Raw genomic sequence first — 17134 nt, 5'->3', positions numbered from 1 at the left:
GTTGAAAAGTTTCCACCCCAGGTTATTTAATGACCGGTTTTTGACCGGAGCATCCTGGAGTGTTAGAAATGGACCTTATTGCCGAACTCAGACGGCGTCATCATGTAGGTAAAGAAAGCATCAGTTCTCTGGCGAAGACCTTTAAGCTCTCCCGCCCCACCATCCGCAAGCATCTCAAGACGCTTGAAGCGCCGGTTTATCAGCGCCAACATCAGCCTTATCCCAAGCTGGGCTCATTCCATTACCAACTGGACACCTGGTTGGAGCAGGAAGCGGTTTTGCCGCGTAAACAGAGACGGACTGCCCGCCGACTGTATGAGTGTCTCCAGGTTGAGGGGTACCGCGGCTCTTATACGGCCGTACAACGCCATGTAAGGCGTTGGAAGAAACAGCAAGTCAGCAGTCCCGCCGTCAAACAAGCCTTTGTACCGTTAGCCTTTCCGGCGGGCGAGACCTGCCAGTTTGATTGGAGCCAGGAAACCGTCGAGCTCGGCGGTGTGACGCAGACCATTAAAGTGGCTCACTTTCGCCTGGCCTACAGCCGGCAGATGTTCGTGGTCGCCTATCCGCGAGAAACCCAGGAGATGGTGCTGGATGCACACCGCCAGGCGTTCGCTTACTTCGGTGGCGTACCAAAACGCATGATCTACGATAATCTGAAGGCTGTTGTTGACGCGATCTTTGTCGGCAAGGAGCGTCGCTTTAATCGCCGTTTTCTGGCCTTGGCCAATCACTATCTGTTTGAGCCGGTGGCCTGCACGCCGGCATCGGGCTGGGAAAAAGGCCAAGTGGAAAATCAGGTGGGTAATATCCGGGAGTGGCTGTTTACGCCCTTGGCCAAATTCGCCGATTTTACCAGCCTGAATGCCTGGCTGGCGCTACGCTGTCGGGAATTGGCGGGACGGCCCCATCCCGAACAACCTTCACGCACTATCGCCGATTGCTTTGCCGAAGAACAGCCGCTGTTAATGCCAGTCAAGGCCAGCTTTGATGGCTACGTGGAAGAGGTACGGCGGGTCTCACAGTTGTGCCTGATACGTATTGACCGTAATCGCTACAGCGTGCCGGCCCAATGGGCTAATGCGGTGGTGTCAGTGCGCTTAACGGCCGATCGTGTGCGCCTGGTGGCCGAAGGTCAGGTCATTGCCGAACATATCCGTCGTTTTGGCCGTGATCAGCTGGTCTGTGATCCCTGGCATTACCTGCCGGTATTAGAGAAAAAGCCGGGAGCACTGCGGCATGGTGCGCCGTTTCAGGCCTGGGATCTGCCGGCACCGGTTAAAGTGGTCCGGGACCGCATTCTCAAACAAGACCAAGGTGATCGCGCGTTTGTCGATCTGTTGCTGATGGCCAGGTCATTAGGCGATGATGGCCTGGAGACACTGGAAGTGGCGTGCGACCTGACCTTGCAAACCGGGATCATCAGCGCCGCGATTGTGCTCAATGAAATGCGCCGGTTAACTGATGCAGCTAGGCCTAAACCGTTGACTGACACATCGCCATCCACGCCGACATTGGCCCTGGAGCCGGTAGCTGATTGCAGCCGCTACGATACCTTGCGGAGTTCACGCCATGTCCATTGATCGTGCAATGCGCCTAAAGGATCTTCATCTCTATGGCATGGCTGCGGCCTGGAGCGAGTGGCAAGCCGAATACAGTGGTCAGCAAAAGCCCGTCATGCCGGAAGTTTGGCTGGATCGCCTGATTGAAGCGGAACAGGCTGACCGACAGGCCCGCAGCCTAAGTTATCAGCTTAAAGCCGCGCGCTTTCCTCATCACCGTGATCTGATGAGCTTTGATTGGCAGGAAACGCCTTTGGAGCAAGCGCGGATTGAGCAGTTGGCAACGGCCGGCTTCATGGAGCAGGTCACCAACCTGATACTGGTGGGCGGAACCGGCACCGGTAAAACCCATCTGGCGACCGCCCTGGGCGTAGCAGCCATTCACCAGGGCAAACGCGTGCGTTTTTACAACGCTGTCGATCTGGTCAATCAACTGGACAAGGAAAAGCAGTTGGGCAAGGCCGGCACTCTGGCCAAGCGGTTAACGCATAGTGATGCAGTCATTCTCGATGAACTGGGCTATCTGCCGTTCCCGGCATCGGGTGGCGCTTTGCTGTTTCATCTGATCAGTCAGCTGTACGAGAAAACCTCGCTGATCATCACCACTAATCTGAACTTCGCCGAATGGGTGCAGGTGTTCGGTGATGCCAAGATGACCACGGCCCTGTTGGATCGAATTACTCATCACTGCGATATTCTGGAAACAGGTAATGATTCCTATCGGTTCAAGCAGCGAAAAAAGGCGGCTGAAGGCCGATAACCCTACAACACGACTGGAAACTTTTCGACGCTCTTTACTGGAAAATTTTCAACGCTCTTTGACATCTCTTCCAGGGCAGCCCAGAAACCCATGGCGCCATCCCCAATAGCCAGCCTGGGAACATTCATGCCTTGCGCCTTTAGTTTCAGCAGCACTTCCCGCCAGCTCTGTGTTGACTCCCGGACACCGTCCTCTATCGCCAGAAAGCGCTTCTGGCCTCGTTCGTTGACCCCGATTACCACCAAGGCGCAGAGCTTGGCATCCTCCGCTCTCAGACCACTGTAAATTCCGTCAGCCCAGATATAGACCCAGCGATCCTTGTCGAGTTGGGTTTCCCGCCATTGCTGGTACTCGTGCGCCCAGGTCTGCTTCAAGCGCGACACCGTGCTGGCGGAGAGACCTTTCGCATCAGGACCCACCAGAACTTCCAACGCCGCCTCCATCTCACCACTGGATATCCCTTTCAGGTAGAGCCACGGGATGGCCGCTTCCAGGGAGCGTGTTTTGCGAACGTAGGGTGGTACCAGGGCGGAACGGAAAGTGACAGGCTCCCCGCTTTTGGCGCGGACTTTGGGAATGCGAACTGTGACCGGCCCCAACCCCGTTTGAATCTCACGCGCTGGAAGGTAACCATTGCGGACCACGGCCGCATTGCCGTTGGCCAGGCGTCTGTCCTTGTGGACTTCCAGAAGTTCCTGCAGTTCAGCTTCTACGGCTTGCTGAATCAACTGTCTTGCTCCGTTTTTCAATAGCTCAGTCAGCGGGTCCGAAATCTCTGCTCGCCCATCCAACTCAATAACGTTATGCTTGCTCATAGTGGCGTATTCCTGGGTTGCTTGTTTGTTTGGCGACAACAAATCAACCAGATACGCCGCTTCTTTTCAACTCTTTAAACACCAGATTCAGTTATAACTCTTACTCGCTTGCTCTGAACTAGAAGTCAGGTTTTTGCTGGGCAGTGAAAGTGAATTAGAAAATTATTTATCAGAAAAAAACATAATAGATAAATCCACTTTTGAATCTACCATAAAAACCACTAACTCAGAGTTACCAATTAGCTCAACGGTTATTGAAATAAATAATCAGTCGTTACTAATTGATAAATATCTATCCATTATTAAAACTAGACAAGATTTACTAAAAATTCCAGCTGAAGATAGAGCAGAAATCAAGAAAGTATTTAATTCAGAGTTCCGTTTTTTCAGTTGTTTACAGGATAAAATAATTAATAATTAATAATTAAGTATAGCTTTATGTGTGAAAATACTGAGATAGATACTTCTGAATACCATCAATTACCTCTAGCTAATCTTAAACTATCTGGTAATTATGAAAAATTGATCAAGCGAATAATAGGGATTAATGGCTTTAATAATTTATTAGGTGAAAGATTTATTGCTGAAACTGTTGGAGATATTGTTAGCCTTGAACCTCACAAATTTTCAAAATGCCAGGGCATTGGAAAGCTATACGTTGAAACGCTGATTGAATTTAAAAAAGAACTGCCACATATTCTAAATAAACTAAAACAAGAACCAAACTTTGTTTTTAAAGAAGATATTTTTACATCAACTGTTGATGACTACGATTTTGAAACTCCAATATATCGGCTTGACTTATCGCCAAAATATCAAAAGCTCATAAAAAAAATTTCCTCAGTCATGTGTAATGTTGAGACGGTTCAGGATATTATTAATATTGATGCTGATAGTTTTTCAAAATTGCCTACAATAGGCAAATCATATATTAATTCACTGATAACCTTACAAAAGGACTTACTACCTTTAGTCTCTACTCAGCTTGATAGTGATAATAAAGAAATAGATGTAGAAATACCGTCTCAAAGTATACTTTCAAAACTTTATGTAAATTATGGCTATTTAAGTGAAAAAGAAATAAAACAATTAAAAAAGATAGAAAAATTTTATGACGGAAATATTGATATTCGTAACGTGAATACAATATTAACTATTGATAAGATTGAACTAGTTAAACAAGCCGGTTTCGGTAAGTTATTTACAAATGCTCTAAACGATTTACAGAATAAGATAAAAAATGAACTCAGTGTGTTACCAAAAAACATAACAGATCATATTATAAAACAGAGATGTCTATTTATATGTAGTGACATTACATTTCTTGAGTTTAATGAAATTGATAATATCTTAATAGAAGATATTGAAGGCTATTTATGGACATTAGATGAAATGAAAATGGATATTGCGCTTTCACGCTGGGGATTTAATAAAGAACATGAAATACTTGAAGAATTTGGAAGCCGCTATAATTTAACTAGACAACGAGTACAACAACTTGAAAAATCTATTAATAAAAATCTACTATTAAATTTTAGAATACAACCCAAAGTATTATGGGCGAATATTCGAGAAAAAATGACCGAAGATTTAACAGCATTACTCCCCAATTTAGCTAAGTGCTTTGAAACAGATAAATTATTCTATGCTTTTATGGAATTATGCTGTCAAGTTGAAAGCGGTAGTATTAGTAGAATCATATATACAAAAATTAATAATAAAGCTATAAACTCTCTGTTTTGTAATAACACGTCACCCATTGCTCAAGAAATAATCATCAATGAACTGATGTCAAACTATGGTTACAGTAAGGCTTCATCAATTAATGGCATCAAAAATCTTGAAAAAGATGGTAGAATTGAAATAACTGAACAAGGTATTTATCCTAAAAACCTTAGTAAAGCTGAAGCCGTTGCACATGCCTTGGTCTCTCATCCAGAAGGACTACCTTGGAAAGATATTGTTAGGATAGTGAATAAAAAAGCCTATACATCAACTCCATTTGATGAAACAAAACATATAGGTAGTGGTTTTAGTGATTCTGAGTATATTTATTTATGCGCTAAAGGTACTTATCGAAGCTTGCTATTTCTTGATATTGGACAGTTCAATATTCCTGTAATCATGCAACACTTGCTTGATCATTTTAAGCTACATCAATCGAATACAGTGCACTTACATGATTATTATTATCAAAGTAAAGGTAATCGAAGTGAAATAGATTATTTTACCTTACGTCATTTAGTCAGAGAATATGGAGAAGAATATGGGCTTTATTTTAGTGGCAAATCAAATACAGACAATGTAAGCCTTGATCAAGATGTAAAATCCGTCACTCAAGCGAATGTTATTATAAAAGTGCTGAATGAATCAAAAGTTGCTATGACTATGCAGGAAATTGCCGAACGACTTAGAAGTAAAAGCACAGCTCATGGCAGATATTATATACAAAATCTAATTGAAGAAGGCAAAGTAGTACGCGTTGATCAAATGGTTTATACCACTCCTGAAAAAGCCTTCAGCAACATGGATATAAAATCTGTTATGAGGATTATCTTAGATATTATGAATATTTCAAATATTATCGTAGAAGCGGATGTTTTTCGTGAATATGTTAATATAGAACTTAATCTAAGCTATTCAAAATATATTTACGCTGGATTAGTCAAAACACAAATTAATGAACTAGCATGGTATCGTAATGGCAATTTATTTAGCAAGTCGCCCATACCTTATAAAAGTTTGATAGATATGTGCAAACAACTATGTGATCCAGAATTACCTAATAATCAAAACACTAAAATTATTCAAAAGAGTGCATGGTTAACCGATGCAGTAGCGACTGAAGCAATTCATCAATGGAGATGGCAAATCAGTCATTAGACACCTTCATAGAAAAATAGCAATTAAAATATAATTAAGTCAAAAAAGTGATTTAGCTTGTTCAATAATCAGAACTAATGTCTCACTGAATGACTTTAACCGTCGAGCCTGTTAGTTAATTTCTATCAATAAAACTTCGAATAACTAGGCCAAGTAATATAAGATAACTAGAATTATCATTATATTCAGAGCTACATAGTACGCCATTCTAGGGTGAAATACCGTTAGTAAACCTAACTAACTTTACAACTTTGTTGCTGTTAACGCCAAGAGGATGAAAGGTATATATAAATTTTATAACTAGTTGTTATGAGTTCAAGATTATATGTAGTGAGATGAAATTGGGATAGAGAATGGCAAAATCAAAGAAGATATGTTTCGTTATAATGGGATTTGGTAATAAAACAGATCCCTCAACAGGAAAAACTTTAGATCTCAACAAAACCTATAAGAATATCATTCAACCAGCCGTTGAGCGCTCTGGTTACCAGTGTGTCCGAGCTGATGAAATACAGGATTCTGGATTAATTGATAAAAGTATGTATGCTCTACTAATGCATGCCGATTTGGTCGTAGCTGATATATCAACTTATAATCCGAATGCAATTTATGAGCTTGGTATCCGGCATGGTGTAAGGCCATTTACTACAATTATTCTCAAAGAGAAAGAAGGGAAAATCCCATTTGATTTGGATCACACACGAATATTCCACTACTCTCATCTTGGTGAAGATATTGGTGCAGATGAAGCGAAGCGCTGCCAGGGCGAATTGGCTGAGCTCATTAAAAAAACTGAGCGCAATTTATTCATAGATAGTCCTCTCTATGACTTCATAAAAGATATAACTCCTCCTAAAATTCCACCTGCTGAATATAAAAAAATTATTGACGAATTAGCTGAGCGAGAAACTCATATATTTGCAATAGTTGAAAAAGCAAAAAATCTTATGGATGAAGGAAATTTTTTAGAAGCATGTAAGCATTGGAAAAAAGCATCCGAAAAAATCTCAAGTGAACCTTATTTTATTCAACAACATGCATTGGCAAAATATAAATCGAAAAAGCCAACAGAGTTGTCATCATTATCTGACGCATTAGCTATTATCGAGAATTTGGATCCTGATGGTGATATAAATGACCCTGAAACTTTGGGGATAACGGGAGCAATTTACAAAAGATTATGGCTTGTAAGCAATGATCCTGAGTATTTAAGAAGAGCGTGTAAATTTTATGAAAAAGGATTCAATATCAGAACAGATTATTATACAGGGGAGAATTATGCCTTATGTCTAAATATGTTGGGTAATTTTGAAGAAGATAAAGAAGAGAAGACATTTAATAAAATTGCCGCAAGAAAGGTAAGGATGCGAATTATTAAGTCACTTGAGGAAATAAGTTCTCAAGAAGAAGTTGATGGCAGCTATAAATGGGCATACGCTACTTTAGCCAACTGCCATTATGGGCTAGGAAATGATGTTTTGGGGAGAAAGTTTGAAAAAATTTTCATGGAATTAACTTCTGTAGAATGGGAGAAAGAAACATTTCTAACAAACAAGCAACATTTGATGGAATTAATAAGGAATGATTATGGCTAAAAATTATCGAATTTTTGTAAGCCACTCATGGAAATATTCCTATGAATTAGAAAGGTTAAGGAATCTTTTAAATGCGAGAGGGTATTTTAATGTGGAGTTTGAGGAGGCTTCAAGAGACAAGCCTATTAACTCGACAGATGCATACTATATTAAACGTCGGCTCACTGAAAATATCTCAAACTCTAATATTGTATTAGGCTTGGCTGGCATATATGCAAGCTATAGCGATTGGATGGAGTGGGAACTAGACAAAGCAATAGAGCTTGATGTACCTATTGTTGGGGTAATTCCTTTCGGTCAAGGACGCATATCAAGAGTGGTTTCGTCGAGATCAATTACTGATATTCGATGGAATACTGAGAGTATCGTTAAAGCAATCAGAAGCTACGCTAAGTAACCAACAAAGCGCTCACATGCACCCTTTGATTCTCTTTCAGATTTCGCGCCAGAGCGGCATGTCTGTTATCTTGGTTTAGCTCCCTGATGGGAGTTTAAGGAATAATAGTGCTCAATATTTCTCCGTAAGTAACAGCAAAAACTGACCGGCAATAATTTATAAAGCTGGTTTAGGAGACGCACTTGGTAAACTAATTGTCGTAATAGGACATAAAGGATCTAGCGAAACCACTTTTTTGAAAACTTAGCCAGATATGAGCAATCGAAATAGACGAAGAATATTAGAAAAATTTAGTAAAAATAACAAAGGAAGGCTTAATGGGATTACCAAGAACATTTGTTGGATTTAGTAGCACAGATATTCATTACTATCGTCTGATGCAAGCGTGGAAAGCAAACAAAAATATCGATTTCAATTTCGCTAACTGTCAGCTTCAAAGTGAAGTAAATTCCGAAAACGAATCTTATATCAAGCGTAAGTGTCGAGAAAGAATAAATATGGCTGGCAAATACGTCATGCTTATAGGTCAGGATACAAAGAGCAAATATAAATATGTCAGATGGGAAGCAGAGGTGGCTATTGAAAAAGGATGCACAATTATTGCTGTGAACATTGATGGTTCAAGAGCAATGGTCAGAGATACTTGCCCACCTATAATACGAGATATCGGAGCTATCTTCGTTCCTTTTTCACCAAATATAGTTGCATATGCAATTCAAAATTATGAGATGCCTGGCGATAACGATAATTATCATTACAGAGATCACGTTTATAAGAATTTAGGGTATTGAGAAAATGCAGATGGAGGAAAATGATTTTCCCGCTTTATACAATGCAGCCGATAGCGCATCTTTGAATGCGCAAAGTTATTATTTTAATGCGCTAAGATTTTATTTATTTCTGCTCGTTGCAGCAGCATTCATATCTTTTAATTGGCCTCAAAATGTTTATGGCGCAATCGCGTCAGCTGTACTTTTTCTCATTACGTTAGGAATACTGGTTTGGCTGAAAGTTCAGAAACCAGAGGATATTTGGTACAACGGTCGTGCCGTTGCAGAATCAGTTAAAACGCGTACTTGGCGCTGGATAATGAAAGCCGAACCATATGACAAGGCTGTAAGTGAAGAGCAAGCTCAAAGGGAGCTTTTGTCGGATTTGAAAGCAATCCTTGATCAAAATCGATCTTTATCCAGCGCACTTGAGTGGACTCCTGACTTGGGGGAAGCAATATCGCAAAAAATGGTCACTATTCGTGCGTTACCGTGGCAAGAAAGATTGTCTATCTATAAAAGCGATCGCATTGATAACCAGTCAATTTGGTATTCAAAAAAGTCACAATTTAATAAACGTCGCGCCAAACAATGGTTTACTGTATCAATCTTACTTCACTCCACTGCTGTACTTATGTTGCTTTACAGAATCAAGGAGCCAGCAAGTTTTTTCCCTATTGAAGTTGTCGCTACAACAGCAAGTGCAGTCTTAACTTGGGTTCAGGCTAAAAAATACAATGAACTTAATTCATCTTACTCTTTAGCTGCTCATGAAATAATATTGATTAAAGGCGAGTCTGTTTCGGTGCAGGATGAATCACATTTATCAGAGTTTATAATTAATAGTGAATCTGCCTTTTCAAGAGAGCACATACAGTGGACTGCGAGGAAAAACGTATAATAAAGCGCTACATATGGATAAATTACTAACTGCATTTATACCGGTTGCGTATTCTGATTTATTTGAACACCGATTCTGGACAATTTGAACAGTTAAAATCCTAACGCATCCGTGGCAGTGAATTTTTATCCCAAGTGTTCAACTTGAGTCAAGGAATTCAATTTTTTACGCATCGATTCGCCTTTCAGATTGATCCGGTGCGAGTTGTGCACCAACCGGTCCAAAATGGCGTCGGCCAGGGTGTTGTCGCCGATCGACTGATACCATTGATCGGTGGGCAATTGACTGAGGATGGCGGTGGCGGATTGGTCATGCCGATCATCCATGATTTCCATTAAGTCATTGCGGGTGGCGGCTTTTAACGGCTCCAACCCCCAGTCGTCGATGATCAGCAAATCGAAGTTGGCCAGGGTTTTGAGCAGTTTGCTGTAACTCCCGTCGGCTTTGGCCTGGGTCAGGGCCAGGATGAGGCGGGAGAGCCGGACATAGCGCACGCTGTACGCTTTCAAGCAAGCTTGATGACCCAGCGCACAAGCGAGATAAGTCTTGCCGCTGCCGCAGGGGCCGGTCAGCAACAGGTTCTGCGCTTTGCGGATCCAGTCGCACTGCAGCAATGCCGCCATTTGGCTTTGCTGCAACCCCCGGGGATGCTGGTAATCGATGCCTGATGCGTGAGCTTTGAGTTTAAACTGGGCCGTCCGGATCAGTCGTTCCTGTTTGCGTTGCTGGCGTTCCTGGTTTTCCTGGTCGACCAGCAGTTGCAGGCGTTCGGCAAAAGACAGGCCTTCATAGGGGCCAGGTTGCTCCTGTTGCGTTTGCAGGGCCGAGGCCATGCCGGTCAGTTTCAGTTGCCGCAGTTGGCTGAGGGTTTGTGCAATCATTTTTGGGTAATCCTTGGGTTAATCGTTTATGGGGCAACGGACTTCAGTGAAAACTGTCAGGTCCGCGAATATTTTCATGATCCTGGGGAAGTAAAGAGGTTTGCACAAACATGGGATCCGGTAACTGATCNCGGTGACTGAGCAGAATGGCTTTGATGTTTTTCAATCGATACAGGCCCTCCCGATTGGCGAGGGCGCAGGCCCGGTTCAAACGTTCGGGCGGATAGCTACGCTGCAGATTCAGCAAACCCAAGCAGACGCGGTAGGCCTGTTCCGGATGCTGTTGACGGTTTAACTGAGCGTTCACCCAGCGCAGCACCTCAGGCCCCAGCGATTGCGCCCAGTTCATCAGCCGTCCCGGCGTCCATTGTTGATGCCCGGCGTGTTTTTCCGGCCTATGCGCTGGTTCTGTTGTGGTGCCGGGATGGAACTGGCGGACATGGGTGGCGATGCGCCGATTCAGAAAATAAACCTCGATCAAGCGCTCGCCGGCATGAATCTCCACCGGTTCGCCGACGCAATGATGCGGGACTGAATACAGGTGGTGCTCGTACTGGACGTGGTAATCGATAGCGACCCTGGCGGTCTTGATCGCGACATACTGATAGGCGTGTTTCGGCAGCGGTGCCAGCGCCGGCCGATCGAGTTGCTCGAACCATTGCCGGCGACTGCCCGGCCACTGCTTGAACGGCTTATCGTTCAGCTCGGTCAGCAGGGCTCGAATGCACTGATTCAGTTCGGCCAGCGAGAAAAACGTCTGATGGCGCAGCCGGGCCAGGATCCAGCGTTCGACCAGTTGCACGCCGACTTCGGCCTTGGCCTTGTCTTTGGGCTTGTAAGGCCGGGCCGGCAGCACTGCCACTCCGTAATGGGCGGCCAGCTGTTGATAGGCCGGATTGAGCTCCGGCTCATAGCGGCAAGCCTTGCTGACCCCGCTTTTCAGATTATCGGGCACCAGCAGCGCCGGACAGCCGCCGAAAAACTCGAAGGCCCGCACATGGCTGCCTAGCCAGTCCGGCAGACTCTGGCTCCAGGTGGCTTCGGCATAGGTGTAACTGGAAGCGCCCAGCACCGCGACAAAGATACTGGCCGGCCGGATCTCGCCGCCAGCGCAGACGATGGGCACGGTCGGACCGGCATAATCGATGAACAGCTTGTCGCCGGCCCGATGCATTTGCCGCATGGAGCGCTGCTGCCGCTTCAGCCAGTCGGCATAGCGGGCGCAGAACTGCGAGTAGCTGTAACAGCGGTTCGGATACTGTCGGGTATATTCTTCCCACAGCAACTGTTTGGTCACGCCTTTTTTCCTCAGCTCCTGATGAATCTCCGACCACACCGGCTGCTGAAATTTTCTGGCAGGCCGGGCATCGGATCCTGGATATAACCTCAACGCCAGGGCTTGGTCATCCAGATCATCCGGCAGCGGCCAGCAGAGCTGATGCTGCTCGGCCAGCTTGAGGATGTTTTGAATGCTGCCGACACTGATCTTGGTGCCGGCGCTGATTTGCCGAATACTCAATCCGGCACTGAGACGCAGTCGTAAAACTTCTCTGATTTTTCGCATGGCAATTCGTTGGGCTGACATATCCTTTCCAAAAATCGGAACAGGATACTAAGGTTTAACAAAACAATGCGTTAGGAAGGATTCTGGCCATCTGAACAGCCATTCCGGCAACTTGAACACCGATTCTGGAAATGCTCCAAAAAGTGTTCAGCTTGAAACCAGAATCAATGTTCAACTTCGTTCAGAATCAGTGTTCAGATTGAATCAGAATAGGTGTTCAGGTTGGGCCAGAATATGCACCGGTAGCGCGTGGTGGGCAAAAAAGCATTATCCAGCCTATGTTTTGGCTTCAAGTATGCTGAAAGTTTTCTTTGGTCGAATTCAGCTAGACAATGCCAGATTTAATTGAGACTAATTTTGGAAGTTATCAGATCAAGCCTGAACTAATTCAATGATGCATTTAAATTAGCTAAAGTTAACTTACTATTTACTTAGTAGTTCTACTAAAAAAGTCTTTTTACCCAGAAAATCTGGTGTGTAGAAATAGCTCGCCTCTTATGTTTACGCATTAACTTAACCCTCCACGGAGTACCTTTCTCTCCTACACGGTGCAGACCATGTTCAGAAACTCATTGATATAAGAATATTTGTAAAAAGATTTTGAAAGACAATAAACTGGAAATGACAATGAAAAAACTAATCCTTTTATCAACAATAACCTTAACAGGCTGTTCCGTCACACGTATGGCTCAAGATGCAGCGGCAGGTTCAATAGGTTGCCCATCGAATCAGATTAAAATATCTAATTGGGATTATAAAATGATTCCTGGAAGTACTGTATTCAGCGCAGAATGTCAAGGTATTCGCTTCGAATGTAGCCAACAAACAGAACATTCTGAAACCAAATGTACAAAGGCTTTAATTCAACCATCTAAAGAAACAGTCTCTTTATATAAACAACCCGAGCTATCTAAAGAAGAATGTTTGAGAAGGAAGACGTTTAATAGTCTTTTGAAATGTAATTAAGAAACTCTAATTTACCAAAAAGCACAGGCTAAGTTTTTACTATCTTGACAAGTTAACTTGTTTTGTAATTATTGAGAGTAAATTAACTTAATCTTGTAATGCTACCAGCAATTCAGAAAACGAATTGTAGGGCTGAAGAATTTGTTTGAAGCTAACGGAATTATGAGATAAAGGCTGAGGATGAGATATGCTGTTTTGTTTTAAAAAATTCGGCAAGTGTTGCGGTCATTTTTGCGTGTACAAAAAATAAACAAGCGGCATAGAGGATATAATGACTTTTGGGTCAAAAAGCAGAGCTACAGAGAAAAAATGCAGTAACTTTTACAGTAACTGGTGGATGTAAAATTATAATTTATATTATAAATCAATTAATTATTTTATTAATTCGGTTGACGCCGCACCACCAATTCCAAATCCAACCTGATTCAAGGTTGTACAGAAACCCACAAGTCATAAGGCTTCGTGGGTTTTTTATTGTCCAATGAAATGTAACCAGATTCGTTGACATACAGTTATGCTTGGGGGTAGGGGTACCTTAGATACTCTCAATGGAAATACCTCCAAATGCCTCTCTCAGATACTGCCTGCAAGAACGCTAAACCTCAAGAAAAACCTTTTAAAATCAGCGATGAAAAGGGCATGTTCCTTTTGGCACAAACCGCGCTGACTCACCGTGGTGTCGTCCGCGGTTTCCTCCCTTGAGGCTTGTCCGACGCCTGCCCGCCAAGCTCTGCCGCCCATTGCCAGACCTGTGTATATGGGCAGGCATCAGACAACCTTTAACAAAGATGGCGTAAGGACAAACCACAAGCCTCAGTCATCAGGAATCTTGATAGTATGCGTCCGAATCGCGTTCTTCAAATTAGGATAGCAACAAAATCTACACCGATTCGTTGAGTCTCAGCATTTAATAAGTGATGCTTGACAACAATTATTACGTGTATATACTCCTATGTAACTCGCCATCATAGACACTTAGATTAATAACTCATGAATACCTCAGAAAACCTGCCTGATTTGCATTGCTGTCTTGATTGCACGGCATTCAATTTGCGGAAAGCGACCCGTGCAGTCAGCCAATTCTACGATGACATGTTGAGACCGGTAGGGATTAGGGGGACACAATATTCCCTATTAGTCGCCTTAAAACTTAAAGGTAAAGTACTGATTACCGAATTAGCAGAGCAAACCGTCATGGACAGGACAACGCTCACCCGTAACCTGGAAGTCATGGAAAAACAAGGGCTGGTCAATGTTTCTCCAGGGAAAGATCGGCGCACACGAGTCATTTCGATCACTGAACAAGGTTCAGCGATCTTACTCAAGGCTTATCCATTGTGGTTACAAGCACAAACTCAAATTGCTAACACGATGAAAAGGGAACGTATGGATCAATTAATGGCCGGTATTAGTGAGTTAATAGATATAACGAAGCAAGCTTAGATTTTTTTTAATTATTTATGTGTATATACATCTATTGGAGATAACAATGAACAGTAAACCAAAATTTGCCAATCGCGTGGTTATCATTACTGGCGCATCAAGCGGCATCGGCAAGGAAACCGCGCTCACCTTTGCCCGTGAAGGAGCCATTACTATTCTTTCGTCACGATCTAAGGATAAACTGGACTTGGTGGCTGATGAAGCCAGAAAATTTAATCCCAATGTACGTGTTATACCGGCGGATGTTTCATCTCAAGCGCAAGTCCAAGCTTTAGTTAGTGCAGTTGTTGAAGAATTCGGTAGGGTAGATGTCCTAATCAATAACGCAGGTAGCGCGGCAACGGGCAATATTGAAAGCTCGAACTTTGTTAAAGATATTCGCGAACTATTCGAAATTGATTATTTGGGCAAAGTTTACTGCGCGCAGGCAGTGCTACCGCTCATGCGTCAGCAAGGAAATGGGTTTATCGTGAATCTTTCTTCTGTCGTTGGCCGAAAAGCGTTTCCAGGTTTTGCGGCCTACTCGACTGCAATGCACGCAATATCGGCATTTTCCGATGCGTTACGTCAGGAACTGGAAGGAACGGGCATCCAAGTTGCCACTGTGCATCCAGCTTTGACTCAGACAAATTTTTTTGAAGGTTTCGCACAAGAGGAAATCCCAGCATCATTTCGGTACATGACACCCTTGCCAGCAGCAATTGTAGCTAACAAAATATTAAAAACTGTTCTTAACAAGAAAGCGCGTTGCATTATTCCTTGGCAACCACGATTAGTGATTTTGGGGGACAGCTTATCTGCCAACCTTGGCGATTTAGTAGTTAGGCTACTAAAAAATCGTATTTTTATGCGATCGATTGGAATGTATAAAGGCAGTACCTATCAATTAAGCAACCCGCAAAAAAGCAATGTTTCTGAAAATCCTGCATCGAACAGAAGTTAGAAAATCGGGTAAAAACAAACCTTAAAAGGTGTATATACATGTTTTCGGATCAAACAATAATTTCATTAAAAAAGCTGCTTTATTTTATAAGGGTACTGTTTTGGATAAGCCTCATGGCCATCATGGAAGGATGCGGCGGCAAGGATGAAAAAGACAGCGCACCTATTAGGCCCGTTAAAACTTATCGTGTCGAAAATACCCCAAGTCATGGCACATGGACTTACCCTGGAGAAATCAAAGCCAGAATTGAAACTATTTTGTCATTCCGGGTGAGTGGAAAAATGCTCGAAAGACCGGTGGAGATTGGCGACCCTATCCGCAAAGGCCACGTTTTGGCAAAGCTGGATAGCAGCGATTACCACTTGTCTGCCCAGGCGGTTAAATCCCAATTAACCGCCGCTAAGGCTGAAATGGAGTTTTCCGCTGATGAACTGACGAGACACCGTGAACTTCTGAGACAAAAAGTAATAAGCCAACCTGATCTCGATAAACGGGAAACCGCGTATATTGCCGCCAAGGGACGGGTAGCCGCATTGCAAGCACAGTTGTCTCAAACAATAAACCAAACACGCTATGCGATTTTGACTGCAGATAAATCAGGCGTGGTTACTGCGGTACACGCCGAACCTGGGCAAGTTGTTAGCGCAGGACAACCGGTATTGAGTTTAGAGCAATTATCTATTACGTAGAAACATAGCCTGAATGCCTGAAGAGATTGAGGCACTCATCCGCTTGAAACTCATCCAACAGCTTACCAATGAGTTGCCAGAGCTTGTCGTAAGTGCGCTCGGCGGCCTTGCGCAGCAACGCCTTCAGTTTGGCGAAGACTTGCTCGATCGGATTCAGCTCAGGACTATAGGGCGGCAGATATTGGATCGTCGCCCCGTGCGCTTCAACAATGGACTGGACTTCCGCCACCTTATGGGCGGACAGATTGTCACAGATGACGATGTCGCCGGGCTTCAAGGTCGGTCCCAGTTGCGAGCGCAGATATTCCTTGAAGGCTTCGCCCGTCATGGCCTGGTCCAGACACCAGGGCGCGGTGAGCCGGTCGGCACGCAAGCCGGCAATGAAGGTCAGGGTTTGCCAATGGCCTGCCGGTGCCGCATCCCGACAGCGGGCGCCACCCAAGGCCCGGCCATAGCGACGGATCATGTTCGTGGAGACGCCCGTTTCATCCAGAAACACCAACTTTGACAGATCGCAGGTTTGCTGCCAGGCTTGCCATTGCTCTCGGGCCATCGCGACATCTGCGCGTTGCTGCTCACTGGCGACCAGCGTTTTTTTTATAGCGATAGCCCAGCTTGCGCCTAATAAACTTATCAATGGCCGAGATCGAAACACTTAGGCTGTGTTCGCGTCCCAGCCAAGCCTGCAGTTCCTGCAAGGTCATCGACGGACTACTCGCTAACTGTTCCTTGATGGCGGCTTCATAAGGTTCCAGCCGCGAGCGTCTGTAGCCGCCAAAGGGCTTGCCTTGAACGGCTCCGGTTTCACGCCACAAGGCGTGCATTCGGCAGACAAAGGCCGGACTGACTTTGTATTGTAAAGCCACGGCCCGCACGGTGTGGCCTGCGGCAACCGCTTCAGCCACCCGGCTGCGTAAATCTTCGGAATAAGGCTTGGGCATGATAAAAATGGCTCATTTCGTTTA

At 44.1% G+C, this 17134-nt stretch carries 16 protein-coding genes and 1 pseudogene; 12 read left to right on the top strand and 5 right to left on the bottom strand.

The genetic code is table 11. The features are described 5' to 3' along the window. Window positions 1-68: 68 nt before the first annotated feature. Both istA (METLU_RS24890) and istB (METLU_RS0108790) read left to right on the top strand, forming a co-directional pair. Window positions 69-1583 carry an IS21 family transposase gene (gene istA / locus METLU_RS24890; RefSeq protein ID WP_051299839.1) on the top strand — a complete coding sequence of 505 codons (1515 nt, stop codon included), beginning with the start codon at window positions 69-71 and terminating at the stop codon, window positions 1581-1583. Continuing rightward, entirely contained in the window at window positions 1573-2322 is a 750-nt protein-coding gene (gene istB / locus METLU_RS0108790) for an IS21-like element helper ATPase IstB (protein ID WP_027157895.1), read from the top strand. The genes istA (METLU_RS24890) and istB (METLU_RS0108790) overlap by 11 nt, the downstream gene beginning before the upstream one ends. 62 nt (window positions 2323-2384) lie before the next feature. Here the strand turns inward: istB (METLU_RS0108790) and METLU_RS24885 are convergent. Continuing rightward, a pseudogene (locus METLU_RS24885) lies at window positions 2385-3137 on the bottom strand (IS256 family transposase); the annotation flags it as partial. Window positions 3138-3270: 133 nt separating this feature from the next. On the opposite strand from METLU_RS24885, the gene METLU_RS27855 reads away from it, so the two are divergent. The 6 genes from METLU_RS27855 to METLU_RS0108760 all read left to right on the top strand — a co-directional run bounded on the left by METLU_RS27855 (window position 3271) and on the right by METLU_RS0108760 (window position 9683). After that, on the top strand, window positions 3271-3558 hold the full coding sequence (locus METLU_RS27855; protein WP_155920507.1) for a hypothetical protein: 288 nt from the start codon (window positions 3271-3273) through the stop codon (window positions 3556-3558). Window positions 3559-3575: 17 nt separating this feature from the next. Continuing rightward, window positions 3576-6020 (top strand): hypothetical protein, encoded by a 2445-nt coding sequence (locus tag METLU_RS0108780; RefSeq protein ID WP_027157894.1) that lies wholly within the window; start codon window positions 3576-3578, stop codon window positions 6018-6020. A gap of 353 nt (window positions 6021-6373) precedes the next feature. Beyond that, complete coding sequence (locus METLU_RS0108775) at window positions 6374-7615, top strand: TRAFs-binding domain-containing protein (protein ID WP_027157893.1); 1242 nt, start codon at window positions 6374-6376, stop codon at window positions 7613-7615. Continuing rightward, on the top strand, window positions 7608-8012 hold the full coding sequence (locus tag METLU_RS0108770; protein WP_027157892.1) for a TIR domain-containing protein: 405 nt from the start codon (window positions 7608-7610) through the stop codon (window positions 8010-8012). The genes METLU_RS0108775 and METLU_RS0108770 overlap by 8 nt, the downstream gene beginning before the upstream one ends. 317 nt (window positions 8013-8329) lie before the next feature. Further along, on the top strand, window positions 8330-8803 hold the full coding sequence (locus METLU_RS0108765) for a TIR domain-containing protein (protein ID WP_027157891.1): 474 nt from the start codon (window positions 8330-8332) through the stop codon (window positions 8801-8803). A gap of 4 nt (window positions 8804-8807) precedes the next feature. Beyond that, the gene (locus tag METLU_RS0108760; RefSeq protein ID WP_196806522.1) at window positions 8808-9683 is read left to right on the top strand and encodes a DUF4231 domain-containing protein; all 876 of its coding nucleotides are present in this window, start codon (window positions 8808-8810) and stop codon (window positions 9681-9683) included. A gap of 125 nt (window positions 9684-9808) precedes the next feature. Here the strand turns inward: METLU_RS0108760 and istB (METLU_RS0108755) are convergent, their stop codons facing one another. Continuing rightward, entirely contained in the window at window positions 9809-10564 is a 756-nt protein-coding gene (gene istB, locus METLU_RS0108755) for an IS21-like element helper ATPase IstB (protein WP_027157889.1), read from the bottom strand. Window positions 10565-10607: 43 nt separating this feature from the next. Further along, window positions 10608-12149 (bottom strand): IS21 family transposase, encoded by a 1542-nt coding sequence (istA, locus tag METLU_RS0108750; RefSeq protein ID WP_027157888.1) that lies wholly within the window; start codon window positions 12147-12149, stop codon window positions 10608-10610. A 606-nt stretch (window positions 12150-12755) separates the two neighbouring features. Here istA (METLU_RS0108750) and METLU_RS27850 point away from each other — a divergent pair. From METLU_RS27850 to METLU_RS24875, 4 genes are all read left to right on the top strand, one after another. Then, on the top strand, window positions 12756-13094 hold the full coding sequence (locus METLU_RS27850; protein ID WP_155920504.1) for a hypothetical protein: 339 nt from the start codon (window positions 12756-12758) through the stop codon (window positions 13092-13094). 990 nt (window positions 13095-14084) lie between these two features. Beyond that, window positions 14085-14537 carry a MarR family winged helix-turn-helix transcriptional regulator gene (locus METLU_RS0108740; protein WP_051299837.1) on the top strand — a complete coding sequence of 151 codons (453 nt, stop codon included), beginning with the start codon at window positions 14085-14087 and terminating at the stop codon, window positions 14535-14537. A gap of 46 nt (window positions 14538-14583) precedes the next feature. Beyond that, window positions 14584-15480 carry an SDR family NAD(P)-dependent oxidoreductase gene (locus tag METLU_RS24880; RefSeq protein ID WP_051299836.1) on the top strand — a complete coding sequence of 299 codons (897 nt, stop codon included), beginning with the start codon at window positions 14584-14586 and terminating at the stop codon, window positions 15478-15480. Window positions 15481-15518: 38 nt separating this feature from the next. Then, window positions 15519-16169 carry an efflux RND transporter periplasmic adaptor subunit gene (locus tag METLU_RS24875; RefSeq protein WP_051299835.1) on the top strand — a complete coding sequence of 217 codons (651 nt, stop codon included), beginning with the start codon at window positions 15519-15521 and terminating at the stop codon, window positions 16167-16169. Here the strand turns inward: METLU_RS24875 and METLU_RS0108725 are convergent. Together METLU_RS0108725 and METLU_RS0108720 are read right to left on the bottom strand one after the other, a co-directional pair. Further along, on the bottom strand, window positions 16162-16806 hold the full coding sequence (locus tag METLU_RS0108725; protein ID WP_196806481.1) for an IS630 family transposase: 645 nt from the start codon (window positions 16804-16806) through the stop codon (window positions 16162-16164). The genes METLU_RS24875 and METLU_RS0108725 overlap by 8 nt on opposite strands. Next, window positions 16745-17110, bottom strand: a complete 366-nt coding sequence (locus METLU_RS0108720) for a helix-turn-helix domain-containing protein (protein WP_027156756.1) — start codon at window positions 17108-17110, stop codon at window positions 16745-16747. Before METLU_RS0108720 ends, METLU_RS0108725 begins: the two co-directional genes overlap by 62 nt. Between the last annotated feature and the right edge of the window lie 24 nt (window positions 17111-17134).

It is taken from the genome of Methylobacter luteus IMV-B-3098, assembly GCF_000427625.1.
Taxonomy (GTDB): domain Bacteria; phylum Pseudomonadota; class Gammaproteobacteria; order Methylococcales; family Methylomonadaceae; genus Methylobacter; species Methylobacter luteus.
The sequence above is the reverse complement of the archived record's forward strand: the minus strand, read 5'-3'. Positions and strand labels throughout refer to the sequence as shown.